General features: G+C 74.6%; 25 protein-coding genes. 15 read left to right on the plus strand and 10 right to left on the minus strand.

Features of this window, described 5'->3' with window-relative positions; translation table 11 throughout:
• Positions 1-14 precede the first annotated feature (14 nt).
• The 4 genes from ACT7CP_RS02585 to ACT7CP_RS02600 form a co-directional block, all read right to left on the minus strand.
• The gene (locus ACT7CP_RS02585) at positions 15-884 is read right to left on the minus strand and encodes a DUF2510 domain-containing protein (RefSeq protein ID WP_445443258.1); all 870 of its coding nucleotides are present in this window, start codon (positions 882-884) and stop codon (positions 15-17) included.
• Positions 885-1,003: 119 nt separating this feature from the next.
• A complete protein-coding gene (locus ACT7CP_RS02590) occupies positions 1,004-3,493 on the minus strand; it encodes an excinuclease ABC subunit UvrA (protein WP_445443259.1) in 2,490 nt (829 codons plus the stop codon).
• Positions 3,494-3,601: 108 nt separating this feature from the next.
• On the minus strand, positions 3,602-3,814 hold the full coding sequence (locus ACT7CP_RS02595) for a hypothetical protein (RefSeq protein WP_413962327.1): 213 nt from the start codon (positions 3,812-3,814) through the stop codon (positions 3,602-3,604).
• 225 nt (positions 3,815-4,039) lie between these two features.
• Positions 4,040-5,086 carry a sigma-70 family RNA polymerase sigma factor gene (locus ACT7CP_RS02600; RefSeq protein WP_413962328.1) on the minus strand — a complete coding sequence of 349 codons (1,047 nt, stop codon included), beginning with the start codon at positions 5,084-5,086 and terminating at the stop codon, positions 4,040-4,042.
• A 316-nt stretch (positions 5,087-5,402) separates the two neighbouring features.
• Between ACT7CP_RS02600 and ACT7CP_RS02605 the strand changes: the two genes are divergently transcribed.
• From ACT7CP_RS02605 to ccsB, 5 genes are read left to right on the plus strand one after another with little or no spacing between them, the layout of a single operon-like run.
• Positions 5,403-6,047, plus strand: coding sequence for a histidine phosphatase family protein (locus ACT7CP_RS02605; protein WP_413962329.1), 645 nt, complete (start codon positions 5,403-5,405; stop codon positions 6,045-6,047).
• Positions 6,047-6,658 (plus strand): TlpA family protein disulfide reductase, encoded by a 612-nt coding sequence (locus ACT7CP_RS02610; protein WP_445443260.1) that lies wholly within the window; start codon positions 6,047-6,049, stop codon positions 6,656-6,658. The genes ACT7CP_RS02605 and ACT7CP_RS02610 overlap by 1 nt, the downstream gene beginning before the upstream one ends.
• Positions 6,659-7,399 (plus strand): cytochrome c biogenesis CcdA family protein, encoded by a 741-nt coding sequence (locus tag ACT7CP_RS02615; RefSeq protein WP_445443261.1) that lies wholly within the window; start codon positions 6,659-6,661, stop codon positions 7,397-7,399.
• A complete protein-coding gene (gene resB / locus ACT7CP_RS02620) occupies positions 7,383-9,041 on the plus strand; it encodes a cytochrome c biogenesis protein ResB (protein ID WP_445443262.1) in 1,659 nt (552 codons plus the stop codon). Before ACT7CP_RS02615 ends, resB begins: the two co-directional genes overlap by 17 nt.
• Positions 9,038-10,066 (plus strand): c-type cytochrome biogenesis protein CcsB, encoded by a 1,029-nt coding sequence (gene ccsB, locus ACT7CP_RS02625; protein ID WP_445443263.1) that lies wholly within the window; start codon positions 9,038-9,040, stop codon positions 10,064-10,066. The genes resB and ccsB overlap by 4 nt, the downstream gene beginning before the upstream one ends.
• Positions 10,067-10,088: 22 nt before the next feature.
• Here the strand turns inward: ccsB and ACT7CP_RS02630 are convergent, their stop codons facing one another.
• Entirely contained in the window at positions 10,089-11,072 is a 984-nt protein-coding gene (locus tag ACT7CP_RS02630) for an o-succinylbenzoate synthase (RefSeq protein ID WP_445443264.1), read from the minus strand.
• A gap of 72 nt (positions 11,073-11,144) precedes the next feature.
• On the opposite strand from ACT7CP_RS02630, the gene ACT7CP_RS02635 reads away from it, so the two are divergent.
• The gene (locus ACT7CP_RS02635; protein ID WP_445443265.1) at positions 11,145-12,056 is read left to right on the plus strand and encodes a 1,4-dihydroxy-2-naphthoyl-CoA synthase; all 912 of its coding nucleotides are present in this window, start codon (positions 11,145-11,147) and stop codon (positions 12,054-12,056) included.
• A gap of 19 nt (positions 12,057-12,075) precedes the next feature.
• On the plus strand, positions 12,076-13,305 hold the full coding sequence (locus tag ACT7CP_RS02640; protein WP_445443266.1) for an AMP-binding protein: 1,230 nt from the start codon (positions 12,076-12,078) through the stop codon (positions 13,303-13,305).
• Between the two features lie 63 nt (positions 13,306-13,368).
• On the opposite strand, the gene ACT7CP_RS02645 is transcribed toward ACT7CP_RS02640, so the two are convergent.
• Positions 13,369-13,542 (minus strand): CsbD family protein, encoded by a 174-nt coding sequence (locus ACT7CP_RS02645; RefSeq protein WP_307503985.1) that lies wholly within the window; start codon positions 13,540-13,542, stop codon positions 13,369-13,371.
• A 135-nt stretch (positions 13,543-13,677) separates the two neighbouring features.
• Here ACT7CP_RS02645 and ACT7CP_RS02650 point away from each other — a divergent pair, with 135 nt between their 5' ends.
• On the plus strand, positions 13,678-13,989 hold the full coding sequence (locus ACT7CP_RS02650) for a hypothetical protein (protein ID WP_413962337.1): 312 nt from the start codon (positions 13,678-13,680) through the stop codon (positions 13,987-13,989).
• On the opposite strand, the gene ACT7CP_RS02655 is transcribed toward ACT7CP_RS02650, so the two are convergent.
• From ACT7CP_RS02655 to ACT7CP_RS02670, 4 genes are read right to left on the minus strand one after another with little or no spacing between them, the layout of a single operon-like run.
• The gene (locus ACT7CP_RS02655; RefSeq protein WP_445443267.1) at positions 13,979-14,521 is read right to left on the minus strand and encodes an NUDIX hydrolase; all 543 of its coding nucleotides are present in this window, start codon (positions 14,519-14,521) and stop codon (positions 13,979-13,981) included. The two genes, ACT7CP_RS02650 and ACT7CP_RS02655, sit on opposite strands and share 11 nt — an antisense overlap.
• Positions 14,522-14,530: 9 nt before the next feature.
• Entirely contained in the window at positions 14,531-15,136 is a 606-nt protein-coding gene (locus ACT7CP_RS02660; RefSeq protein ID WP_445443268.1) for a GNAT family N-acetyltransferase, read from the minus strand.
• A 14-nt stretch (positions 15,137-15,150) separates the two neighbouring features.
• Complete coding sequence (locus tag ACT7CP_RS02665) at positions 15,151-15,789, minus strand: GNAT family N-acetyltransferase (protein ID WP_445443269.1); 639 nt, start codon at positions 15,787-15,789, stop codon at positions 15,151-15,153.
• Entirely contained in the window at positions 15,786-17,105 is a 1,320-nt protein-coding gene (locus ACT7CP_RS02670; RefSeq protein WP_413962341.1) for a glutamyl-tRNA reductase, read from the minus strand. Before ACT7CP_RS02670 ends, ACT7CP_RS02665 begins: the two co-directional genes overlap by 4 nt.
• A gap of 115 nt (positions 17,106-17,220) precedes the next feature.
• Here ACT7CP_RS02670 and hemE point away from each other — a divergent pair, with 115 nt between their 5' ends.
• The 7 genes from hemE to ACT7CP_RS02705 all read left to right on the plus strand — a co-directional run bounded on the left by hemE (position 17,221) and on the right by ACT7CP_RS02705 (position 23,278).
• Positions 17,221-18,342: a uroporphyrinogen decarboxylase gene (gene hemE / locus ACT7CP_RS02675; protein ID WP_445443270.1), complete on the plus strand. Its 1,122-nt coding sequence runs from the start codon at positions 17,221-17,223 to the stop codon at positions 18,340-18,342.
• Positions 18,335-19,774, plus strand: a complete 1,440-nt coding sequence (gene hemG, locus ACT7CP_RS02680; RefSeq protein WP_445443271.1) for a protoporphyrinogen oxidase — start codon at positions 18,335-18,337, stop codon at positions 19,772-19,774. Before hemE ends, hemG begins: the two co-directional genes overlap by 8 nt.
• Before the next feature lie 127 nt (positions 19,775-19,901).
• On the plus strand, positions 19,902-20,243 hold the full coding sequence (locus tag ACT7CP_RS02685; RefSeq protein WP_445443272.1) for a YtxH domain-containing protein: 342 nt from the start codon (positions 19,902-19,904) through the stop codon (positions 20,241-20,243).
• A 32-nt stretch (positions 20,244-20,275) separates the two neighbouring features.
• A complete protein-coding gene (locus ACT7CP_RS02690; protein WP_413962345.1) occupies positions 20,276-20,692 on the plus strand; it encodes a phage holin family protein in 417 nt (138 codons plus the stop codon).
• A complete protein-coding gene (locus ACT7CP_RS02695) occupies positions 20,682-20,957 on the plus strand; it encodes a DUF3618 domain-containing protein (RefSeq protein WP_413962346.1) in 276 nt (91 codons plus the stop codon). The genes ACT7CP_RS02690 and ACT7CP_RS02695 overlap by 11 nt, the downstream gene beginning before the upstream one ends.
• Before the next feature lie 22 nt (positions 20,958-20,979).
• Positions 20,980-22,617 (plus strand): polyprenol phosphomannose-dependent alpha 1,6 mannosyltransferase MptB, encoded by a 1,638-nt coding sequence (gene mptB / locus ACT7CP_RS02700; protein ID WP_445443273.1) that lies wholly within the window; start codon positions 20,980-20,982, stop codon positions 22,615-22,617.
• A 97-nt stretch (positions 22,618-22,714) separates the two neighbouring features.
• The gene (locus tag ACT7CP_RS02705) at positions 22,715-23,278 is read left to right on the plus strand and encodes a TIGR03086 family metal-binding protein (RefSeq protein WP_413962348.1); all 564 of its coding nucleotides are present in this window, start codon (positions 22,715-22,717) and stop codon (positions 23,276-23,278) included.
• Positions 23,279-23,316: the final 38 nt, after the last annotated feature.

The raw sequence follows: 23,316 nt of genomic DNA on the forward strand, positions 1-23,316 counted from the left end.
CGGGCCGCCGGTGATCAGTAGCCGCCGGTGCCGTACGTCCGCATCACGGACGAGAAGACCTCGACGGCCTTCACCAGCGCGATGAACATGACGATGACGTTCAGCCCGATCCAGAGCCAGATCGGCGCCAGCGCGTTCGCGGGCGCACCCTCGATGCGGCGGCGGACGACGATGGAGCGGCCGATCAGGTAGACGCCGCCGGCGACCGGGATGAAGGCCCACGCCCAGTGGAACGGCCGCACGATCCCGCGACGCGTGAGCTCGCGCCAGTCGAGGAACGCGAGGACGACCGTGCCGGCGTAGACGAGCAGCTGCACGAGGCTGGAGAGGGCGGAGGCGATGGCCGCCTCGGGGCGCGGGCCGGCCGAGCGGAGGTCGAGCGCGCTGCCGTAGTCCTGCGTCGCCGCGAAGACGATCGACACCACCGGCAGGGCCGCGAGCACCCAGATCGCCCACGTGAAGGGGGACGTCGACGCGGGCACCTTCGGCGGCGGGGTCGGCGCGCCGTAGGCCGGCTGGCCGTAGCCCGCCTGCGCGTAGGGCTGCTGCGCGTAGGGCTGCTGCGCGTAGGGCTGCTGGGCGTACGGCTGCTGCACGTAGGACGGCTGCGGCGCCTGCTGCCCGTAGGCGGGCGGCGCGGCAGGTGCCTCGACGGGCGGGACGTACGTCGCGGCCGGCGTCGACGCGGGGGCCTGCTCCGCCGATCCGTGCGCCGTGCCGTCCTCGCCGGACGGGCCCGAGGTCGCCGACGCCGCAGCGGCCGCCGGCGCGTCCGCCAGGTGATCGGTCCAGCGGGACCCGTCCCACCAGCGCAGGCGGTCGGATCCGGCGGGGTCCGCGTACCAGCCCGCTGGCGTGGAGGGTGTTCCGGTCGAGTCAGTCACGAGGTGCTCCTAGCGAGGTGCGGGTGCCGATGAGGGCGTCGGACGCGCGCGCGGCGCGGACGCTGGACGTCAGACTACCCACGTCGGGCTGGGCCCGGGCCGACCCGCGCGACCCCCGTTCAGGACGCGTCGAGCCGCCGCGCGAGGTACGGCGCCGTGCGGCTGCCCGCGGCCCCCGCGACCTCCCGCGGGGTGCCCTGCGCGACGATCCGGCCGCCCTGGTCGCCGCCCGACGGCCCGAGGTCGATGACCCGGTCGGCGTCCGCGACCACGTCCATCTCGTGCTCCACGACCACGACCGTGTTCCCCGCGTCGACGAGCCCCTGCAGCTGGCGGAGGAGCAGCACGACGTCGGCCGGGTGCAGACCCGTGGTCGGCTCGTCCAGCAGGTAGAGGGTGTGGCCGCGAGGCGCGCGCTGCAGCTCGGTGGCCAGCTTGATCCGCTGGGCCTCGCCGCCCGACAGCTCCGTCGCGGGCTGGCCGAGCCGCAGGTAGCCGAGCCCCACGTCGCGCAGGGTGGCGAGGGCCCGCGCGGCGAGCGGCACGTCGGCGAGGAAGCCGTGCGCCTCGTCCACCGTCATCGCCAGCACGTCCGCGATCGAGCGCCCGTGGTAGTCGATCTCCAGTGTCGCCGGCTCGTACCGGGCGCCGTGGCAGGTGGGGCACGGCCCGTAGGAGCCGGGGAGGAAGAGGAGCTCGACGGTCACGGATCCCTCGCCCTGGCAGGTCTCGCACCGCCCGCCCGCGACGTTGAAGGAGAACCGGCCCGCGCCGTACCCGCGGGCGCGCGCCTCGTCGGTGGCGGCGTACGTGCGCCGGACCGCGTCGAAGAGCCCCGTGTAGGTGGCGAGCGTCGAGCGCGGGGTGCGGCCGATGGGCCGCTGGTCCACGGAGACGAGCCGGTCGACCGCGTCGGCGCCCTCCACCCGGGCGATGCGCGCGGGGCCGGAGGCGTCGTCGTCCGGCTCGGCGTCGTCCGCCGCCTCGACCACCACGCGGTCGGGCGCGAGCGAGGCCCGCAGCAGGTCGGGCAGCACGCGGCTGACGAGCGTCGACTTGCCGGATCCCGAGACCCCGGTCACCGCCACCATCACCCCGAGCGGGATCTCCACGTCGAGGTCCACGAGGTTGTGCAGCGTCACGCCGGTCGCGCGGATGCTCCCGGTGGGCGTCCGCGGGGTCCGCTCGGTCCGCGCCGGCGCGAGGTCGGGGAAGAGGTGCGGCCGGGTCGCCGACGCGGTCACGTCGCGGAGGCCCGCGACCGGACCGCTGTAGAGGACGGTTCCGCCGGCCTGCCCCGCGCCCGGTCCTACGTCGACGATCCAGTCGGCCCGCCGCACGACGTCCATGTCGTGCTCGACCACGAAGACCGAGTTGCCCGAGTCGCGCAGCTGCTCGAGCACCTCGAGGAGCGGCTCAGCATCAGCCGGGTGCAGCCCGGCCGACGGCTCGTCGAGCACGTAGACCACGCCGAACAGGCCCGACCGCAGCTGCGTCGCGAGCCGGAGCCGCTGCATCTCGCCGGGCGACAGCGTCGTCGTGACGCGGCCGAGGCTGAGGTAGCCGAGCCCGAGGTCGACGAGCACGGCGAGGCGCGCCACGAGGTCCGTCGTGATCGTCACGGCGACGTCGCCCATGGCGTCCGTCGGCGCGATGGCCGCGGCGAGGTCCGCGAGCGTGAGCGCGTTGAGCTGCTGGATGCTGCGGCCCGCGAAGGTCACGGCCAGCGCCTCGGGGGTGAGCCCGCTGCCGCCGCACCGCTCGCACGTGCCCGAGACCATGTGCGCCAGCGCCGCCTCGCGGAGGCGCGGGCTCGCCGAGTCGGCCAGCGTGTGCAGGACGTAGGAGCGCGCGCTCCAGAACCGTCCGTTGTAGGGCTTCGCGACCCGGTCGCGCTGCGGCGTGATCTGCACCACCGGCTGCTCCTCGGTGAAGAGGAGCCAGTCGCGCGCCTCCCGCGGCAGCTCGCGCCACGGCACGTCCACGTCGTACCCGAGCGCGATGACGATGTCGCGCAGGTTCTTGCCCTGCCACGCGCCCGGCCACGCGGCGACCGCGCCCTCGCGGATGCTGAGCGACGGATCCGGCACGAGCGACGCCTCGGTCACGGTGTGCGCGACGCCGAGGCCGTGGCAGACGGGGCACGCGCCCGCGGCGGTGTTGGGGGAGAAGGCGTCGGAGTCGAGCCGCCCCTGCCCGGCCGGGTAGGCGCCCGCGCGGGACATCAGCATCCGCAGCGAGTTGGACAGCGTGGTCACGGTGCCGACCGTCGAGCGCGTGCTGGGCGCCCCGCGGCGCTGCTGCAGGGCGACCGCGGGCGGGAGGCCGGTGATGCTCTCGACGTGCGGCGTCTGCTCCTGCCGGATCAGCCGGCGGGCGTACGGCGCGACCGACTCGAAGAACCGGCGCTGCGCCTCCGCGTAGACGGTGCCGAACGCGAGCGAGGACTTGCCGGATCCCGACACCCCCGTGAACGCGACGATGCGGTCGCGCGGGATGTCGACGTCCACGTCCCGGAGGGTGTTCTCCGACGCACCGCGGACCCGCACGAAGCCGTCGGCACGGTCGTCGGAGACGGGAGGAGGCGGGGTCGTTCCAGAGGCGGGCACCTGATCGACCCTAGGCCCGGCTCGGTCGTCGCCCTGCCGTCCGCGGCCCGTCCGTTCGGGCAGGTCCGCGCGTCGGGCCCGCGTCCGTCGCGGGCCGCGGCGAGAGGATCAGGACAGGGCGGCGCGTGCCTCGGCGAGCGTGGGGAAGTCGCCGACGTCGCGGCCGAGGCGGTCGGTGACGTGGAAGCCCACGCCCCACCTCTCCTCGGACATGCCGGCGAACTCGTCGCCGCGTCGGGCGACCCAGAGTCCGGCGGCCACGGGGGACCAGCTGATGCGGGGGACGTCGGTGATGCCGGGTGCGGCCTGCGTGAGAGCCATGGCTCCTCCTTCTCCGCGGATCGTCGTCGATCCGCGTGTGTGCCCGCGGCGTGGATGCGCGCTCGCGGAACGGGTGGACATTTACTGTATGCGCACTAATGGCTTGCGCACAGGGCTTCCGGGTGGATCCGCAGGAAGGCGGGCTCCCGGGCGGGCGATCCGGAGGGACCGACGGCGAGGGGCCGCCCGCGCCAGCGCGGACGGCCCCTCGTCGAGATCGCGGGATCAGCCGCGGATGTAGGTCTCCAGCTCCGGGATCCGGAGCTTCGCGAGGCACTTCTTCTCGATCTGGCGCACGCGCTCGCGCGTCACGCCGAGCTGCTGGCTCACGAAGGCGAGCGAGCGGGGCTCGAGGCCGGCGAGGCCGAAGCGCATGCGCACGACCTCGGCGTCGCGCTCGGCGAGCCCGTCGATGAGGCGTGTGACGTGCGCGGCCATGAGCTGCTGCGTCACCACGTCGATGGGCTGCGTCACGTCCGCGTCCTCGATGAGGTCCGCCATCTCCGTGTCGCCGTCGCCGCCGCTGCCGCCCACGAGGACCTGCAGCGACATGGGCTCCTGCGCGCGGTCGAGCAGGTAGCGCACCTTCGTGACGGGCGTGTCCGACTCGCGCGCGATCTCCTCCATGGAGGGGTCGCGGCCGAGCTCCACCGCGAGCTCGCGCTGCACGGCGTTGATGCGGTTGATGTGCTCCACCGTGTGCACGGGGATCCGGATGGTGCGGCTCGTGTCGGCCATGCCGCGGGTGATGGACTGCTTGATCCACCAGGACGCGTAGGTCGAGAACTTGAACCCGGCCTGGTAGTCGAACTTCTCGACCGCCCGCACGAGGCCCATGTTGCCCTCCTGGATGAGGTCGAGGAACGGCAGGCCGCGGCCCGTGTAGCGCTTGGCGATGCTGACGACGAGGCGCAGGTTCGCGTTGACGAGGTGCTGCTTGGCGCGCATCCCGTCCTGGGCGAGCGTCTGGTACTCGCGGCGCTCGGCCGGGGTGAGGTCGGTGCGCGTGTCGAGCACCTCCTGGGCGAGCACGCCCACCTCGATGCGGCGGGCGACGGTCACCTCCTGCTCCGCGGTGAGCAGCGGCACGCGGCCGATCTGCCGGAGGTAGTCCTTGACGGCGTCGGTGCTGGCGCCGGGGGTGACGAGCGAGGGCTCGGGGAGGTCGGAGTCCGCGTACGGATCGACGGGGCCGACGCCGTCGACCTGGTCGAGGGCGGTGTCGGTGCTGGTGGTGTCGGTGGCCGTGGGCCTGGTCGGTGTCATCGTCATGGTGCCCGTTCCTTCCGCGCCGTCCCGGACGGCATCGTCATGCGGGCCCCTGTCCGTTAGACGGGGGTCTCTGCGAGGTCCCGTGTGCCACGGGGCTCTCGCTGGAAGGTCGGATCACGACCTCACGCACCTAACTTAGCGTGCGATTCCTTTGGGGCCCAAACGTTCGTATACGCACGTAACATCCGGTCGGTGCCGGTCTCGAGCGACCGGTCCCCACCGGTGCGCCCAATCGTATTGGGGGCTAATGATTTGCGCAGGGGCTTGCGCGGGATGCTCGGCGGTTGTACATCTGCCCGCCACCTACACTTGACGCGTGGTCGCCTCACGAATCCATCTCGTCCGCCATGGCGAGGTGCACAACCCGCACGGAGTCCTCTACGGACGCATCCCGGGATACGGCCTCTCCGAGCTCGGCCACCGCATGGCGGACGCCGCGGCCCGGGCCCTCGAGGAGGCCGGCGCCCCCGTCAACCGGGTCATCGCGTCGCCCCTCCAGCGCGCGCAGGAGTCCGCCGCCCCGTGGGCCGAGCGCTTCGCCCTCGAGGTCGCGACCGACGAGCGGGTCATCGAGCCCACCAACCGCTTCGAGGGGTCGCGCTTCCCCTCGCCCGCGCGACTCGCGCGGTCCCCGCGGCTCTGGCCGCTCGTGGTCGACCCGATCCGGCCGAGCTGGGGCGAGTCGTACCGCTCCATCGCCGCGCGCATGGCGGAGGCCGTGAAGGCGGCCCACCGCTCGGTGCCCGACGGCGACGTCGTCATCGTCAGCCACCAGCTCCCCATCTGGATGGTGCACCTCTCCCTCGGGGGCGAGCGCCTCTTCCACGACCCGCGCAAGCGCCGCTGCGCGCTGTCGAGCATCACCACCGTCGAGCGCGTCGGCGACCGCTTCGTCGAGACCGGGTACATCGACGCCGCGGCCGGCCTGTCCGACCTCGCGGTCGACCAGGGGGCGGTGTGATGCGGGGCGCCCGCCGTCCGCGCCCCCTCATCGGCGTCGCCGCCGCAGCCGCCCTGGCCGCCGTCGTGCTGACCGGCTGCGCGGAGGATCCGCTCGCCGCCCAGTACCGCAGCGGCAACAACGAGCGCTACATCGCCGGCGACGGCACGTTCACCGAGGTCCCGCTGGCCGACCGCGCCGACCCCGTCGACTTCTCGGGCACCCTCTCCGACGGCACGGAGATCTCGTCCGCCGACTACCGCGGCTCCGTCACGGTCGTCAACTTCTGGTACGCCGAGTGCCCGCCCTGCCGGCTCGAGGCGAAGGACCTGCAGGCCGCGAGCGAGGAGCACGCGCCCGACGGCGTGAAGTTCCTCGGCGTCAACACGCGCGACCAGGCGCCGAACGTCGACTCGTTCGACCGCACGTACGGGATCACCTACCCCTCCGTCCTCGACGTCGAGGACACCTCCATGCAGCTCGCGTTCGCCGGCACCATCGCGCCGAACGCCGTGCCCGCCACCATCGTGCTCGACCGCGAGGGCCGCGTCGCGTCCCGCGTGCTCGGGCAGATCGACCCCGGCGTGCTGCGCACCCTCGTGACCGACACGGTCGCGGAGGCGGCGGGGTAGGTGGACCAGATCCAGAGCGCCCTCTCCGGCCAGCTCCTCGTCGCGGTGCCGCTGGCGCTGCTCGCGGGCCTGGTCTCGTTCGCGTCGCCGTGCGTCCTGCCGCTCGTGCCCGGGTACCTCGGGTACATCGGCGGCATGGCCGAGGCGAAGGGCGGATCCGCGACGCGTCGTCGCCTGCTCCTCGGCACCGCGCTCTTCGTGCTCGGCTTCTCGGCCGTCTTCATCGTCACCACGCTCGTCTCCGCCACCGCCGGCTTCTGGCTGATGCGCTGGCAGGACGTCATCACGCGGATCCTCGGGGTGGTCCTCATCGTCATGGGGCTCGTCTTCACGGGCCGGCTCGGGTTCCTGCAGCGGCAGGTGAAGACGTCGTGGCGGCCGGCGACCGGGCTCGCGGGCGCGCCGCTCCTCGGCGTGGTGTTCGGGATCGGCTGGGCGCCGTGCATCGGCCCGACCCTGGCGGTCGTCATCTCCATGAGCCTCACCTCCGCGGACGCCGGCCGCGGCGTGCTGCTCGGGGTCGCGTACTGCGTCGGGCTCGGCGTGCCCTTCCTCCTCGTGGCCCTCGGCCTCGGCTGGATGACGCGCACCGTCGGGTTCCTCCGCCGCCACATCCGCACCGTCAACCTCATCGGGGGAGCGCTGCTCGTCCTCACCGGCCTGCTCATGGTGTCCGGCCTCTGGTCGGCGTGGATGCTCCAGCTCCAGGGGGTGATCGCCTCGTATGTCCCGGCCATCTGACCACGTCGACGCGCCGCGGCCCGCGCCGCGGCCGTCCTCGGAGGGCGGCGCGCCCATCGCGCAGCCGAAGCTGGGCTTCGTGGGGACCCTGCGCTGGTTCTGGCGGCAGCTGACGAGCATGCGCACGGCGCTGTTCCTCCTGCTGCTGCTCGCGTTCGCCGCGATCCCCGGATCGCTCGTGCCGCAGCGCAGCTCGGACCCGAACGGCGTCACGCAGTTCCGCGCCGACAACCCGGACCTCTATCCCGTCCTCGACAAGCTGCAGGTGTTCGACACCTACAGCTCGGTCTGGTTCTCCTCCATCTACCTGCTGCTGTTCATCAGCCTCATCGGCTGCGTCGTGCCGCGCGCCAAGCACCACCTCGACGCGCTGCGCCAGGCCCCGCCGAAGACGCCCGCGCGGCTCTCGCGCCTCGCCGGGTACACGACCCGCACGACGACCGCCGACCCCGTCGACGCCGTCCGCCAGGCACGCGCCCTCCTCAAGCGGCAGCGCTACCGCACGGTCCTCGTCGACGACGCGTCGGCCGCGGGCGGCGTGCTCTCCGTCTCCGCCGAGCGCGGGTACCTGCGCGAGACCGGCAACCTCGTGTTCCACTCGGCGCTCGTCGGGATCCTCGTCACGGTCGGCATCGGCGGCGGCTTCGGCTACTCCGGGCAGAAGGTGCTCGTCGAGGGCCAGTCGTTCGTGAACACGCTGTCGACCTTCGACTCCTTCAACCCCGGCCGGTTCTTCGACGACTCCGCGCTCACGCCGTACCGCGTCAAGCTCGACGCCCTGCACGTCGAGTACGAGCAGGAGAACCCGAACGCCATCGGGCAGCCGCTCGACTTCACGGCCGACGTGACGGCCGACGTCCCGGGCGGCACGCCGCAGCAGCGCGAGGTGAAGGTCAACGAGCCGCTCGCCATCGGCGGCACGGACATGTACCTGCTCGGCAACGGGTACGCCCCGCACGTGACGGTGCGCGACCCCGACGGGAACAGCGTCTACAGCGCCGACGTGCCGTTCCTCCCGCAGGACGCGAAGCTCACCTCGCTCGGCGTGGTCAAGGTGCCGGACGGCCTGCGCGAGCAGGTCGGCATGCTCGGCTTCTTCTACCCGACGCAGGGCGCGGAGAAGGCGCCGTTCTTCTCCTCCTACCCCGACCTCGACAACCCGCTGCTGACGCTCAACGTCTACACGGGCGACCTCGGGATCGACGGCGGCGTGCCCACGTCCGTCTACACGCTCGCCACGGGCGACCTCACGCAGCTGACCGGCGGCACGACGGGCGTCCAGTCCATCCAGCTGGCGCCCGGCCAGACGCAGGACCTCCCTGACGGGCTCGGCACCGTGAGCCTCGACGCCGTGCCGCGCTTCGTCTCGTTCGACGTGCACCACGACCCGACGCAGGGCTGGGTCCTGCTGTTCGCGATCCTCGTGCTCGGCGGCCTGCTCACGTCGCTGTTCGTGCCGCGCCGCCGGGTCTGGGTCAAGGCCGTGCCGCAGGCGGACGGATCCACCACCCTCGAGTACGCGGGCCTGGCCCGCGGCGAGGACCCCACGCTGGAGGCCGCCGTCGCGGCCCTGGCGGACAAGCACGCGGCCGGCCTCGCGCCCGCCGCGGTGTCAGATGCAGAAGTTAGGCTCCACTCGTGAACACGGCCATGCTCGACGACGTCTCCCTCATCGCGCTCCTCGTCGCGATGGGGCTCTACGCGGCCGCGTTCATCGCGTTCGCCCTCGACCTCGCCCGCCGCTCGGCGCTCGTGGCGGACGCCGCCACCGCCGCGGCCCGCCAGCCCTCCGCCGTCGGCGCCACCGCGGCGCGACGCGGTGCGAGCACCACCACCATGGAGCGCGAGCCCGCCGCCTCCGGTCGCGACCGGAGCGCCACCGGGCCGGACGCGCCCGTCGCCGCCGGGCGCTCCGTCAGCCTCAACGTCGCCATGGTGCTGCTCGTCGTCGGGTTCGTCGTGCACGCCGTGTCGACCGTCCTGCGCGGCCTGGCCGCCTCGCGGGTCCCGTGGGCGAACATGTACGAGTTCGCCATGACGGGCACGCTGCTCATCCTCAGCGTCTACCTCATCGTCCTCACGCGCCGAGACCTGCGCTTCCTCGGCACGTTCGTCACGGGGCTCGTGCTCATCCTGCTGGGCGTCGCCGTGGTGCAGTACCGCGTCGAGGTGGCGCCGCTGCCGCCGTCGCTGCAGTCGTACTGGCTCGTGATCCACGTCTTCGTCGCCGCGCTCGGCACGGGCTTCTTCGCCCTGGCCTTCGCGCTCTCCGGCGTGCAGCTGCTGCAGTTCCGGCGCGAGTCGCTCGCCGCCGAGGCGAAGGCCGTGCGGATGCGCTTCCTCGCGACGCTGCCCGACTCCGTCACGCTCGAGTCGATGGCCTACCGCCTCAACATCGTGGGCTTCATCTTCTGGACCTTCACGCTCATGGCCGGCGCCATCTGGGCTGAGCGCGCGTGGGGCCGCTACTGGGGGTGGGACACCAAGGAGGTCTGGACCTTCATCATCTGGGTGCTCTACGCCGGGTACATCCACGCACGCGCCACGCGCGGCTGGCGCGGATCGCGCTCGGCGTGGCTGGCGATCATCGGGTTCTCCGCCGTCATGTTCAACTTCGGCGTCGTGAACGTGTTCTTCAAGGGCCTGCACACCTACAGCGGGCTGTAGCCGCTCCCCGCCGCTCGTGCCCCTAGCCGCGGGCGAGCACCGCGTGCGTCCGGCGGATGCGGTCGAGCCACCACGCCCGTCGGTCCGGGTCCGCGGCGTGCGCGTCCAGGAGGCGCGGATCCGGCGTCACGCGGCGCACGGGGATCCGGCCGTCGACCGGCACGAGCGGCTCGGCCACGACGTCCTCGACGAAGAGCGAGACGGTGCCGAGGCCGCAGTCGTGCGGCAGCTCCGGGATCGCGGCCGCGAGGTGCGCGGCCATCGCGATGCCGACGCTCGTGTCGAGGGCGCTGGAGACGACGACGGGCAGGCCCGCGTCCTGCGTGATGCGGAGCGCGCGGTGGATCCCGCCGAGCGGCTGCGCCTTGATCACGAGCAGGTCGGCGGCACCCGCGCGGGCCACCCGCAGCGGGTCCTCCGCCTTCCGCACGCTCTCGTCGGCGGCGATCGGCACGCCGAGGTGGTGGATCCGCCCCCGCAGCTCGGCGAGCTCCTCCACCGTCGCGCAGGGCTGCTCCACGTACTCCAGGTCGTACGCGGCGAGGGCGTGGATCGCGTGCTCGGCCTCGTCCACGTTCCAGGCGGCGTTCGCGTCGATCCGCACGCGGCCCTCGGGCCCGAGCAGCCGGCGGACCTCGGCGACGCGCGCCACGTCGTCGGCGAGCACCGTGCCGTGCTCGGCGACCTTGACCTTCGCGGTGCGGCAGCCGGGGAAGCGCGCCAGCACCTCCGCGACCCGCGCGGGCTCGACGGCGGGGATCGTCGCGTTCACGAGCACGTGGTCGCGCAGCGGCGCGGGCGGCGGCGTCCAGCCGAAGTCGATCGCGGCCTCGAGCCACGCGGCGGACTCGGTGTCGTCGTACTCGACGAACGGCGAGAACTCGGTCCAGCCGAGCGGCCCCTCGAGGAGGACGGCCTCGCGCACGTCGAGGCCGCGGAAGCGCGTGCGGAGCGGGAGGGCGACGACGCGGGCGGTGGCGAGGAGGTCGTCCAGGGCGGGGATCATGGCCCAAGCCTCGCACCCGCGGCGGCGGACCGCCCCGCGGCCGGCCCTCCACCCTCCGCCTAGGCTGGACGCATGGTGAAGCAGGTCTCCGACATCCACGATCCCACCCGTTGGCGCGACGTGCCCCTCGCGGAGGGCTTCACCGACATCACGTACCACCACGACCTCGCGGGACGTGTCGCCCGCATCGCGTTCGACCGGCCCGAGGTGCGCAACGCCTTCCGGCCGCGCACCGTCGACGAGCTGTACCAGGCGCTCGACGACGCCCGCCAGGATCCGCGCATCGGCGTCGTGCTCCTCACCGGCAACGGCCCGAGCCCGAAGGACGGCGGCTGGGCGTTCTGCAGCGGGGGCGACCAGCGGATCCGCGGCCGCGACGGCTACAAGTACGCCGAGGGCGAGACCGCGGACGGCGTCGACCCGGCGCGCGCGGGACGCCTGCACATCCTCGAGGTCCAGCGCCTCATCCGCTTCATGCCGAAGGTCGTCATCGCGGTCGTCCCCGGCTGGGCCGCGGGCGGCGGGCACTCGCTGCATGTGGTCTGCGACCTCACGATCGCCTCCGCCGAGCACGGCCGGTTCAAGCAGACGGACGCCGACGTCGGGTCCTTCGACGGCGGGTACGGATCCGCGTACTTCGCCCGCCAGGTCGGGCAGAAGGCCGCGCGCGAGGTCTTCTTCCTCGCCGAGGAGCACAGCGCGCAGCGCATGTACGAGATGGGCGCCGTGAACCGGGTCGTGCCGCACGCCGAGCTGGAGTCGACCGCGCTCGACTGGGCCGAGACGATCCTCGGGAAGTCGCCCACGGCGATCCGCATGCTGAAGTACGCCTTCAACGCCGTGGACGACGGCATGGTCGGCCAGCAGGTCTTCGCGGGCGAGGCGACGCGCCTCGCCTACGGCACGGACGAGGCCGTCGAGGGGCGCGACTCGTTCCTCGAGAAGCGCGCCCCCGACTGGTCGCCGTTCCCGTGGCAGTTCTGATCCCACGGGCCGTGCGCGCGTGAGGCGGCTCGAGCGGCTGACCGCGAGCGGCGCCGACGTGGTGCCGCTCCTCCGGGCCGCGCTCGCGGGCGACGGCCCGGCGCTGCTCGCCCGGCCGGTCGACGCGCCCGACGGCGACGGCCCGCCGCCGGCCGAGGTGGAGCGCCGGGTCGCCCTGGTCGTGGAGACGTCCGGCACCACCCGGCGGCCCAAGCGCGTGGCCCTGTCGGCGGACGCGCTGCTGGCCAGCGCCGCCGCGTCGCAGACCGCGCTCGGGGCGCCGGGGCAGTGGATCCTCGCGCTCCCCACGCACTACATCGCCGGCCTGCAGGTGCTCGTCCGCTCGATCGCGGCGGGCACGGCCCCGGCGGTCCTCGCTCCCGGGAGCTTCGACCCGCGCGCCTTCGCGGAGCTCGCCGCGACGCTCGACCCGCGCGTGGCGCGGTACACGTCGCTGGTGCCGACGCAGCTGCACCGTCTGGTCGAGGCGGCCGAAGGCGGTGGTGGCCCCGACGGGACGGCCGCCGGCGCCGGGGACGCCCGCCGCGTCCGGGACGCCGTCCGGCGGCTCGACGCGATCCTCGTCGGCGGCCAGGCGACCGCGCCGCACCTGGTCGACCGCGCGGCCGCGCTGGGGTGGCGCGTGGTGCGCACCTACGGATCCAGCGAGACCGCGGGCGGCTGCGTCTACGACGGCGTCCCCGTGTCCACGACCGAGGTCGCGGTCGTCGACGGCCAGGTCGAGCTGGCCGGACCCATGCTCGCAGAGGGCTACCTCGGCGACCCCGCCGCGACCGACGCCGCGTTCGGCGAGCACGACGGGCGCCGCTGGTACCGCACCGGGGACGGCGGCGAGCTGGTCGACGGCGTGCTGCGCGTCACCGGGCGGCTCGACGACGTGGTCATCTCGGGCGGCGAGAAGCTCCGGCTCGCCGCCGTGGAGGAGGCCGTGCGATCCCTGGCCGCCTGGCACGGAGCCCTCGGCGAGGCCGTCGTCGTGCCGGGCGAGCACGCGGGCTGGGGTCAGCGGCCGGTCGTGTTCACGCCCGGATCCGTGGACGCGGCGCTGGGCGAGCGCGTGCGGCGGGAGCTCGCGGCGCGCCTCGGCCGGGTCGCGGGATCCGCGGTCGTGCGCGGCATCGCGGTCGTGCCGACGCTGCCCTCCGGCAAGCCCGACCGGCGGGCGCTGCGGGCGGTGGCCGACGCGGATCCGGACGCCCGATCCGAGACGCACGGCCCCCGGGCATGACGAAGGGCCGGATGCTCGGCACCCGGCCCCTCGCCTCTCAGGAGGGACGTCCCTCCGGAAGTCCTACTTCTTGAAGACGTCCTTCACGTTCTCGCCGGCCTGCTTGGCGCTTGCCCCGGACTGCTTCGCTTCGCCGTGGGCGACCTTGCTGTCGTCGCCCGTCAGCTTCCCGAAGGCCTCCTCGGCCTTCCCCGCGAGCTTCTCGCCGGTGTTCTGGGCCTTGTCGTCTGCACTCATGCATCGCTCCTTCGTTCGGTGGATGGGACGTCTCCGACGCTACGCCCGCGCGCGCCCGGCGTCACCCCGCTCCCACCGGACGCACGGGCTGGGCCCGGCCGCGGGCCGCGGCGCGGTGCGTGGGAGGATGGGCGCATGGCCACCCGCACCCCCGACGCCCGCGCGAAGGGGCTCCTGTCCTGGCTGATCCTCGCGGTCGCCGTCGTCATGGCGGCGTTCACCGTCGCGATCCTCGTGGCCGCCGTGCAGGTGGACGGGGTCGGCGAGGTGACCGGCACGCTCGTGGCGGGCGGCATCGCGACCCTGGCGGCCGTCGGCGCGTTCGTCGACCAGCGGCGGAAGGTGCGCGCGACCCGCGCGGCCGAGCTCGCGGGCGGATCCGCGGCCGTCGCCGAGGCGGACGCCGCGGACGCCGCCGCCCCCGGGGACGACGCCGTCAGTCGATGAGCCGGAGCGCCACGAGGCGCTCCAGCGCCGCCCGTCCGGCGGGCGGGCAGCGGTCCGCGTCCGCGGATCCCACGAGCTCCACCTCGGCCACCTCGCCCGAGGCCACGGGCTCCTGCCGGGTGCCCGCGCGCGGCTCGGCGCGGTAGACGGTCATGCTCACGAGGCGGCCCGCGTGCGCGCCGTGCGCGTCCTCGAGGACGGTGAAGAGGTCCTCGATGCTGGCCGGGTCGATGTCGAGCCCGACCTCCTCCGACGCCTCCCGCACGAGGGCCTGCCGCGCGCCCTCGCCCGGCTCGATCTTGCCGCCGGGCAGGTAGAGGACGTCCTGCCCCTCGACCCGCACCATCAGCACGCGCCGGTCGCGGATGAGGGCGAGCGCGGACACGCGGAGGGGACGCTCGTCAGCGGTGCGCCGACCGGCGGCGGTGAGGCCGGGATCCGCCTCGTCGAGGTCGTCGTCGTCATCGTCGTCGTCATCATCGTCGAGGACGGGGGCGGCCGGTCGTCCGGCGGGGTCGGGGGTCGATGTCACGCGGTCCTCCTACAGTCCGTCGAGGCTCGTGCGAGCCGCCCACTCCACGTCGAGCAGCGCGACGACCACGGTATCGGCCCACGCGCCGTGCACCCACCGGTCGTGGACGAGGAGCCCCTCGCGCCGCATGCCGAGGCGCGCGGCGAAGGCGAGCGCGGACGCGTCGGCGGCGTCGACCCGGCACGCGACGCGGTGCACGCCCGCCTCGTCGAACGCGAGCGCGAGGATCCGGTCGGCCGCCTCCACCGCGAGGCCCGCGCCGCGCGCGTCCGGGTGCAGCACGACGCCGAGCTCGGCCTGCCGGGCGCCGGGGTCGCGGAGCAGCAGGTGCACCTCGCCGACGACGCGCGCCGGCCGGGGCCCCTGCGCCGGCAGCTCGACGGCGAGCGCGAGGCGGTCGCCGACCTCGGCCAGCCGGGTCCAGCCGAGGCGGTCGGCCAGCATGCGGGCGGGGTCGGACGAGGATCCGGCGAGGTGCGGCCGCACGTCGGGAGCCGCCGCGTAGGCGTCGAGGGCGACCACGTCGTCGGGCGTGAAGGGGCGCAGCACGAGCCGCGCGGTGCGCACGGGACCGCGCACCTCGACCGGGTCGAGCGCGGGCAGGTCGCCGTCCACCGGGATGCCCCGGGTCAGGTCGTCGCGGGCGGCATGGCCGCCCACTCGTCGGCCAGCACGGCGTAGTACAGGCTGTCGACCCACTCGCCCTTCACGAGGTGCTCCTCGCGGAAGAGCCCCTCGCGGCGCATGCCGAGGCGCTCGGCCATGCGCGCGGACGAGGCGTTGCGGGCGTCGAGCTGCGCGAGCACGCGGTGGGCGCCCGCACGCGCGAAGGCGATGTCGAGCATGGCGCGGCTGGCCTCGGTCGCGTAGCCCCGGCCCGCGAAGTCCGGGTTCATGACCCAGCCGACCTCGAGCTGGCGCGAGGGCGCGTTCCGCAGGAGGAGGGAGACGTCGCCGACGACCCGTCCGGATCCGGCGCGCGGGTTGAGGCTCGGCTCGCCCGGCAGCTCGACGGCGAGCCCCAGGAAGTCGTGGCTCTGCTCGAGGCGGGTCTGTCGGCGGCGGGCGGCCAGGTGGCGCTTGGACGCCTCGCGGTCGCGGAGCGGCCAGAACATGTACTCGACCACGTCGGGCCGGCGCTGGATGTCGGCGTAGTCGTCGAGGTCGTCGGCCGTGTAGGGCCGGATCACCAGGCGCTCGGTGCGCACCGGCTCGGTCATCCTGAGCGGCGCGTCGAGGCGCGGGCCGCGGAGGATGCGGGGCCTCACGACGCCGAGCCCGCCTCGGCCGTGCGCGGCAGGGCGACGGCGACGGGGGAGGAGACCGCGGCGGGCAGCTCCACGTCGAGGCCGAAGAGCGCCTGCACGGCGTCGACCACGCGGGCGCCCTCGCCCTGGCGCGCGAGCTCGCGGGCGCGCACGGAGGGCTGGTGCACGAGGACGCTCACCAGGTGGCGGAGCGCCTTCTCGGTGGCGTCGGAGGAGTCGCCGCGCGCGCGGACCCGCTCCAGCTCGCCCTCGAGGACGTCGAAGATGTGGGTGCGGAGCGCGACGACCGCGGGCGCGACGGCGTCCTCGGCGCTGGCGGCGCGGAACTCGGCGGCGGCGGTGCTCACGATCTCGCGGGCGTCCTCCGTGGCCGTCAGGTCGCGGAGCGGCGCGTGGAGGCTGATGGTCTCGAGGTCGAGGAGCTCGACGCCCGGGACGGTGACGACGTCGGGATCCACGTTGCGGGGGAGGCCGAGGTCGATGACGAGGCGGCGGCGCCCGTCCCCGGAGACCGCGGCGGCGCCCTGCATGTGGTGCGCGGCGAGGACGGCGGCGGGGGCGGTGCTGCAGGTGACGACCACGTCGGACGCGGCGAGCGCGCGCAGGAGGTCGCGGCCCTCGACCGCGGGGATCCCGTGCGGGCCGGCGAACTTCGCGGCGCGGCCCGAGGGGGAGTAGACGTGCACGTCCACGACGCCGCGGTCGCGGAGGGCGGCGAGGCTCGCGCCCGCGTAGGCGCCCGTGCCGACGAGGAGGACGCGCGTGGCGGCCCAGTCCGCGATGCGGCTCTCGGCGAGGTCGAGCGCGAGGCGGACCATCGAGCGCCCGGCGCTCTGCAGGCCCGTGCGGGTCTTGACTCCGCGCGACGTGTTCGACGCGGTCTGGAAGAGCCTCTCGAGGCCCGTGCTGGTGGTGCCGCCCGTGCGCGCGCCCTCGAGGGCCCGGCGCACCTGGCCGGCGATCTCGCCCTCGCCCACGACGACGGACTCGAGCCCGGAGGAGACGGCGAAGAGGTGCTCGGCGACCGCGTCGCCGCACTTCACGTCGACGCTGCCGCGGACGGCGTCGCGGTCGATGCCGCTCGCCCCGCTGACCACGTCGACCGTGGCCTCGACGGCGAGCGCGCGGGCCGCGGTGAGGGGCTCCTCCACGTCGAGGTAGGCCTCGAAGCGGTTGCAGGTGGCGAGGACGACGGCCCCCGCGATGAAGTCGTTCTGCTCCATGAGCGTGCCGGCGACGGAGGGTGCGGCCACGGACAGCTTCTCGAGGACCTCGAAGCTGGCGTTGTGATGACTCGCCGTCAGACATATGAGCACACCCCATGGTAAACCTCCCCACCCCGTGCTCGGGGCCGGTGAGGGCACCCTGACTACGTCCGCGGGGGCCGTCCGCCCCCTCCCCAGCAGGGCGGGCGCGCAGGCGGGGGATGCGATGATCTTCCCCGTGATCACGCCCACCTCCGCCTCCGCGCCCGCGTCCGCCGCCGTCCCCCTCCCCGCGGAGCACCCGCTCAACACCCGCACCGCGTCCTCGCTCCTCGTCGAGGCGTACCGCGGCCACCGCGGCGAGCGCGCACCCGTGTGGTTCATGCGCCAAGCCGGCCGGTCGCTGCCGGAGTACCGCGAGCTGCGCGTCGGCACCCGCATGCTCGACGCGTGCCTCGACCCGGAGATGGCCAGCGAGATCACGCTGCAGCCGGTGCGCCGCCACCACGTGGACGCGGGCATCTTCTTCAGCGACATCGTCATCCCCCTGAAGCTCGCGGGCGTCGGCGTCGACATCGTCGCGGGCCGCGGCCCGGTGCTGGAGCAGCCCGTGCGCACGGCGGCCGACGTCGCCGCGCTCCCGTCGCTCGACCCCGCCGCGCTGGAGCCGATCCGCCAGGCCGTCGCGCGCACCGTCGCCGAGCTCGGCGACACCCCGCTCATCGGCTTCGCCGGCGCCCCGTTCACGCTCGCCGCGTACCTCGTGGAGGGCGGCCCGAGCAAGGACCACATCGCGGCCCGCGGCCTCATGCACGCCGATCCCGACGCCTGGGACGCCCTCATGCGCTGGTGCGCCGAGATCACCGGCGTCTTCCTGCACGCGCAGGTCATGGCGGGCGCCTCCGCCGCCCAGCTCTTCGACTCGTGGGCCGGCGGCCTCTCGCTCGCCGACTACACCGAGCGCGTCGCCCCGGCGTCCGCCCTCGCGCTCGACCACGTGCGCACCGTCACCGCGGCCGACGGCCGCACCGTCCCGCTCGTGCACTTCGGCGTCGGGACCGGGGAGCTCCTCGGCGCCATGCGCGACGTGGGCGTCGACACGGTGGGCGTCGACTGGCGCATCCCCCTCGACGAGGCCTCGCGCCGCCTCGGCGGGTCCGTGCCCGTGCAGGGCAACATCGACCCGGCCCTGCTGGCGGCCCCGTGGCCGATCCTCGAGGCGCACGTCCGCGACGTGCTCGAGCGTGGGAAGGCGGCGCCCGCGCACGTCCTCAACCTCGGCCACGGCGTCCCGCCGGAGACCGACCCGACCGTGCTCACCCGCATCGTGGACCTCGTCCGTGAGTAGCGATCCCCGACAGGCGGCCGGCGAGGTCGACCCGACCGACGTCGTTGTCGTCGGCGGCGGCGTGGGCGGGCTCATCGCGGCCCGCGCCTGCGCGCTGGCCGGCGAGCGCGTGATCCTCGTGGAGGCGTCGCCCGCGCTCGGGGGCACCGTCGGATCCCACGTGGTCGACGGCCTCCGCCTCGACAGCGGGGCCGAGAGCTTCGCCACGCGCCGCGGCACGGTCGCCGCCTACCTCGCGGAGCTGGGCCTCGCGGACCGCATCGTGCAGCCGAACCCGGAGGGCGCGTGGGTGCAGCTCGCCGAGCGCGCCATCCAGCTCCCGCGCACGGGTCTGCTCGGGATCCCCGCGCACCCGTTCGACCCCACCATCGCGACCGCCATCGGCCGGGCCGGCGTCGCCCGCGCCAAGGCCGACCTGCTGCTCCCGGCCGCCGTCGGCGCGAAGGAGCGCACGCTGGGCGGCCTGGTGCGGGCCCGCATGGGCGACCGCGTCGTCGACCGGCTCGTCGCCCCCATCGTCTCCGGCGTGCACAGCGCGCACCCCGACGAGGTCGACGCCGACGCGGTCGCGCCCGGCCTCCGCCAGGGCCTCGCCGAGCAGGGCTCGCTCGGCCGCGCCGTCGCGTCGATGCGCGCCGCCTCGCCCGCCGGATCCGCCGTGAGCGGCATCGTCGGCGGCGTCCACCTGCTGGTCGACGCGCTCGTCGCCGACCTGGAGCGGCTCGGCGTCGACATCCGCACTTCGCTCGCCGTCGCGTCCGTGCACCGGCACCGCTCGCACGCGGGCGCCGCCGCCTCCGACGACTGGCACGTCGACCTCGCCGACGGCCGCGGCATCGACGCCCGGCGCGTCGTCCTCGCGATCCCCGCCGCCGGCCTCCTCCGCCTCTTCACCGGCCTCGCCCCGAGCCGCGTCACAGCGGGCTGGCCCGAGCCGTCGTCCGTGGAGCTGGTCACGCTGGTCGTCCGCGCGCCCGAGCTCGACGCGGCCCCGCGCGGCACGGGCGTGCTCGTCGCGGCCGACGTCCCGGGGATCCGCGCCAAGGCCCTCACGCACGCCACCGCCAAGTGGCCGTGGCTGAGGGACCTCGCGGGCGACCGCCACGTGCTCCGCCTCTCCTACGGGCGCGCGGGCGGCGACGACGACACGGCGGGCGTGCCGGACGACGAGCTCGCGGCCATCGCCGTGCGCGACGCGTCCGCGCTCCTGGGGGTCGACCTCGCGGGCCGCGTCACCGGATCGGCCCGCGTGCGCTGGACCAACGCCCTCCCGTTCGCCGCCTCCGGGCACCGCGAGCGCGTGCAGGCGGTGCGCGACGAGGCCGCCGAGCACCCCGGGCTCGAGATCACCGGATCCGCCGTCGCGGGCACCGGCCTCGCCTCCGTCGTGGCGGACGCGCTGGCCGCCGCCGACCGCGTGCTCGCCTCCTGATGCGGCCCGCACCGGCCCCCTGGCCGGGCACCGACCGGCCCGCCGCCCCCGACCACGGCGACGTGCCGGAGGGATACGCTGGACGGACGTGTGCTGCACGTGCCCCCTCAACGATCGGAGATCTCCCATGAAAGGCAAGCTTCTCTTCGTCGCCGGAGCCGGTGTCGGCTACATCCTCGGCGCCCGCGCCGGACGCAAGCGCTACGAGCAGATCCGCACGAACGCCAAGAAGGTCTGGGACGACCCGAAGGTCCAGCGCCAGGTCGACAACGCGGCCGGCTTCGTGAAGGACCACACCCCCGACGTCGCGCACGCGGTCGTCGGCGGCGCCAAGAAGGTCGTCGGCACCGTCACCGGCGGCAAGAAGGACTCCTCGACGGGCTCCGCCCCCTCGAGCGCGTCGACCACCACGTACCCGACCATGGACCCCGCATCGCCCGAGCCGAACGGCTCCGGCACCACCCGCTGACCCGCCCGCCCATCCCCAGGAGGGAAACCCGCATGACGGATCAGGACTTCAATCCGAAGAGCAAGCGCTCGCTCGTCCGGCTCGTCGCCGACCTGCCGACGCTCATCGTCCAGCTGATCAAGGACGAGATCGAGTCGGCCAAGAACGAGCTCGTCTCGAAGCTCAAGCACGCGGGGATCGGCTCGGCGCTGTTCGCCGTGGCGCTGTTCTTCGCGTTCATCGCGTTCCTGGTGCTCGTCGCCGCCGCGATCCTCGGCCTGTCCGAGGCGTTCGCGCCGTGGCTCGCCGCGCTCATCGTCGCGGGCGTGTTCCTCCTCATCACGGTAGTGCTGGCCCTGCTCGGCCTCCGCTGGTTCAAGAAGGGCGTCCCGCCGACGCCCGAGGACACCGTGGACAGCATCAAGGAGGACGTCGACGCGGTGAAGGGGACCGGCAAGTATGACCACTGACCGCCCCCGCCCCGTGGGACCCCGCTCCCGCACCGAGCTGAAGCTCGACATCCAGCACACCCGCGAGGAGATCTCCGCGACGCTCGACGCGCTCGAGGCGAAGCTGAACGTCCGCCGCCGGGCGAAGGACGGCATCGCCGACCTCCGACGCCGCATCCGCCGCACGGCCGACGAGGACCCGCTGCTCCTCGTGGCCGTCGGCGTGGGCGCCGTCGTCGTGGTCGGCGGCGTGGTCTGGGCCGTGGCCCGCGCCGCGCGTCGCTGACCTCCCGGCGGGAGCGCTCGTCATGACCGCGGGGGAGCCCGCCCTCCCGCGACGTCGGGAGGGGCGGGACCCGGGCGACCTCGGCAAGCACCCGTTGGTGCTCCCGGCGCTCGTCGGGCTCGGCGGCTCGCTCCTGCTGGTCGTGGCCTCGGTCGTGGTCGGCCACGCGCCAGCCGAGTCGGAGCTGGCGCGGCTCCCGCTCGTCGGCGCGCTCCGTGTGTCACCGGTCGCCACGGGAACGGCATCCGTCGCCGTCGTGGTGGGCGGCCTGATGCTCACCGCCGCCTGGCTCCTCCTCGGCGCCCTGCTCCCGCGCCTCGGCGCGTCGGGGCTGCGCGCCACCCTCCGGCTCGCGGCCCTCTGGACCGCCCCGCTCCTCGTGAGCGCGCCGCTCTTCAGCCGCGACGTCTACTCGTACATCGCCCAGGGCCGCGTGCTCGGGGCCGGCCTCTCGCCGTACGAGCACGGGCCCGCCGTGCTGTCCGACTGGCGGAGCACGGGCGTCGACCCGCTCTGGGCGCACAACCCGGCTCCCTACGGTCCGCTGTACCTCGCGATCGAGCGCGGCATCGGCGGGATCGACACGGCGCTCGGACTCGAGGCGGCGGTCCTCGCGGCGCGCGCGGTCGCGGTCGTCGGCGTCGTGCTCATGGTGGCGTGCGGCCTCCGCATCGCCCGACGCCGCCGGATCGACCCCGTGCGGACCGTGTGGTTCCTCGCCGCGAGCCCCCTCGTGATCTTCAACTTCGTGGTCGCCGCCCACAACGACGCGCTCATGATGGGGCTGCTGGTCGCGGGCCTCCTCGCCGCCATCGACTCCCGGCCGGTGCTGGCCGTGGTCCTCGTCACCGCCGCCGTCGCGGTCAAGCCCATCGCGCTCGTCGCCCTGCCGATCGTCGCCATCGTGCACGCGGAGATGCGCGCCCGCCGGGGCGACGACCTCGCGCCCGCGGGCGTGGCCGTCGACGGGTCCGTGGGCGCCGTGCCCGGACTCCGCCCGCCCACGCGCGACCCCCGCGTCTGGGCGGCGTGGACCGCCTCCGGCATCGCGGCCATGGGGCTCCTCGCGCTCGCCGGCGAGGTGCTGGGCGTCGGCCTCGGCTGGATCGGCGCGCTGTCGAGCCCCGTGTCCGTCGTCTCGTGGTTCATGCCGTTCGGCCTCGCCGCGGGCGCGTTCGGCCCGCTGGTCGATGCGTTCGGCGGGCCGGGCGGCGCCGTCGAGGGCGGGATCAAGACGGCCGGCATCCTGCTGGGCTTCGCGGGCGCTGCCTGGTGCATCCTCACGACGCGCACGCTCTCGGGGGAGGCCCGTCTCGCGCTGGCGTTCGCGTGCATCGTCGCCATGTCGCCCGTCGTCTACCCCTGGTACGGCCTGTGGGTGCTCGTGGTCCTCGCCGTGGTGGGCATCGCGGACGGCGCGGCCATGTCGCTCGCCGTCTCGGCGACCGTGTTCCTCGTCGGCGTCAACCTGCTGGAGCCCATGGCCGTGGTGCACACGGTCGCGTCCGGCTGGCCGCGCCTCCTCGTCGTGCTGGTGGCGGTGGTCGGGATCCTCGGGGTGCTCGCGCCCGGGCTGCAGGGGCTCGCGGGCACGGATCCGTTCCGCGCCCTCCGCGCGCCGCGCCACCAGTTCTCCGCGGCTCGGCAGCCCCCGGCCTGACCCGCGCCCGGCCGCCGGGGACCGCGCCCGCGGTGCCCGGGAATGCGCGCGCCCACCGCGGACGTTCCCCCGGGACACCACCGACGGGAGCGCGACCATGGACACCGACCTCGACTGGCACGACCTCCTCCGCCGCGCGCACAGCGGCTTCGCAGACCGGCTGGGCGCGGTCACCGACTGGACGGCCCCGACGCCCGACGTCGAGTGGGACGTCCGCGAGCTCGTGTCGCACGTCATCGAGGAGCAGCAGTGGGTGCCGCTCCTCCTCGCCGGCCACACCGCCGAGACCGGGAAGCCGCTCATCCGCGACCTCGACGACGACCTCGTCGCCGAGTGGGGCCGCTACTCCCGCGAGGCGCTCGAGGCCTGGCGGGCCGTCGACCCGGAGCGCCCCGTCGTGCTCTCGACCGACCGGGTGCCCGCCCGCGAGTACCTGCGCGAGCAGCTGTCCGACGTCGTGATCCACGGCTGGGACCTCGCCCGCGCGACCGGCGCCGACGAGCGCATCGACGACGAGCTCGTGCGCGCCACCTGGACGGTGTTCGCGCCCCAGAAGGACACGCTCGAGGCCAGCGGCCTCTTCGCGTCGCCCGTGCCCGTCGCCGAGGACGCCCCGCTGCAGGTCCGGCTGCTCGCGCTGACGGGCCGCGACGCCCGGTAGGCCGCGAATGATCTGACGGGCGTCCGGCCGATGCGGGG

The sequence above is a fragment of the Clavibacter rahimiani genome (genome assembly GCF_052654495.1).